This is a genomic window from Pseudomonas fluorescens (assembly GCF_902497855.1).
Taxonomy (GTDB): Bacteria; Pseudomonadota; Gammaproteobacteria; order Pseudomonadales; family Pseudomonadaceae; genus Aquipseudomonas; species Aquipseudomonas fluorescens_BI.
This window is the reverse complement of sequence record NZ_CABVHU010000046.1, coordinates 1-1,846: the sequence shown is the minus strand read 5'-3', so window position 1 is coordinate 1,846 and position 1,846 is coordinate 1. Positions and strand designations below refer to the sequence as shown.

At 57.6% G+C, this 1,846-nt stretch carries 2 protein-coding genes; one reads left to right on the top strand and one right to left on the bottom strand.

The features are described 5' to 3' along the window. Positions 1–252: 252 nt before the first annotated feature. Positions 253–642: a transcriptional regulator gene (locus tag F8N96_RS34765; RefSeq protein WP_150801634.1), complete on the bottom strand. Its 390-nt coding sequence runs from the start codon at positions 640–642 to the stop codon at positions 253–255. Between the two features lie 186 nt (positions 643–828). On the opposite strand from F8N96_RS34765, the gene F8N96_RS34760 reads away from it, so the two are divergent. Next, complete coding sequence (locus tag F8N96_RS34760; protein WP_150801633.1) at positions 829–1,563, top strand: DUF899 domain-containing protein; 735 nt, start codon at positions 829–831, stop codon at positions 1,561–1,563. Positions 1,564–1,846: the final 283 nt, after the last annotated feature.

The following is a 1,846-nucleotide window of genomic DNA, read 5'->3' as shown; positions in this document are numbered from 1 at the left end:
ATCTACATCACAGGCACAAAGCCTAAGGAGCTGCACGGCTTCCAGGTCCCTCCCTCGATGATCAGTCGAGAACTATCGCTCCTGATGGAGCGATAGTCGAGATACAAGGAGCTGGCTTGCCAGCGAAAGCGGCCTCAAGCCTTGCAGTACCCATGACGACGCCTTCGCTGGCAAGCCAGCTCCTACACAGGGGATCGGCGTTGACGACAATCCAACGGTACGCCGGGGATCATGTAGGAGCTGGCGTAAGACTCAGGCTATCTGCGCCTTCGACGCCACTTGATCAAACGTCACCTCGTCCAGCGCATCTGCCTGCTCATCCAGTACCTGGCGCGGATGGTTGTCACCCGGAATGCTGCTATCGATCAGGCTCAGCAAACTCGAGCCCCGTGGCGTCAAAATGTAGTTAGAGCCAGTGCCACCCTGTTCCTCAGGTCGAGGCTCGATATAGCCGCGCGCCAACAGCAACTTTTCGTACTCGCCGGCCACCGCTTTCAGGTGATCCAGGTTTCCCGTCTGCTCGCCCTCGGTCGCTTTCTCAGCCGCTAGTTGTTCGGCATAAGGCCGTGGCGTAAAGCTGCTGGCACCGTTCTGTACTTCGTGCAGCAAGCGTTCGATCAAATCCCAGTTATAAGTCGTCATCCTGATCAACCTCCAGCGCCCGTGAGTAAAATGGCCTACAGAGGTTGTGACCGACAGCGTGCGCAGCCGTTCAGCTGAGGTATTGAATAGCGTTTGAACAGCACCGACCGGCGGCATGTCGAATTGAGCACAGTTCAAACGACTAGCTATGTCAGTTACCTCCCAGCATCCCGCAGGAGAAAACCAATGAACATTCAGAATCATCCCGTCGTCTCCCGAGAAGAATGGCTCGCCGCCCGCAAACAACACCTGGCCAACGAAAAAGCCTTCACCCGGGAACGGGACAGGCTCAGCGCCGAACGCCGTACCCTGCCCTGGGTGAAAGTCGACAAGGACTACCGCTTCCAGGGCCCTGACGGCGAGTTGAAACTGGCCGATCTGTTCGGCGGCCGCAGCCAGTTGGTCATTTACCACTTCATGTTTGCCAAAGGCTGGGACGAAGGTTGTTCCGGCTGCTCCTTCCTGTCCGACCATATCGACGGGGCCAACCAGCACCTGGCCCACCATGACGTGGCGGTGGTGGCGGTTTCCCATGCACCCTTCGCCGAATTCCAGGCGTTCAAACGGCGCATGGGCTGGAAATTCGACTGGGTATCGTCAGAAGGCTGCGATTTCAACTACGACTTCGGCGTCTGCGCCCGGGCCGACGACGTTGCCGCCGGCAGAGCCACCTACAACTACGAAAAATCCGACGGCGCCGAAGAGGAACTCCCCGGCCTGAGCGTGTTTTATCGTAACGAGGACGGCGAAATATTCCATACCTACTCCACCTACGCCCGCGGCCTCGACCTGTTGGTCGGCGCCTACAACTACCTGGACCTGACGCCCAAGGGCCGCAATGAAGAGGAAATCATGGAATGGGTACAACTTCATGATCAGTATGAAGGCGAGGCTTCATCCAGCTGCTGTCATAGGGGGTAGACCGCGGAGGACGGGTCACGGCCATCGCGCGCAAGCTCGCTCCCACATTGATCCGGGTCGTTCACAGTAGTCATTAACCTCTCAATCCCCTTGTAGGAGCTGGCTTGCCAGCGAAGGCGGTGGGTCAGACAACATCAATGTTGAATGTGATGGCCACTTCGCTGGCAAGCCAGCTCCTTGTATCTCGACTATCGCTCCATCAGGAGCGATAGTTCTCGACTGATCATCGAGGGAGGGACCTGGAAGCCGTGCAGCTCCTTAGGCTTTGTGCCTGTGATGTAGA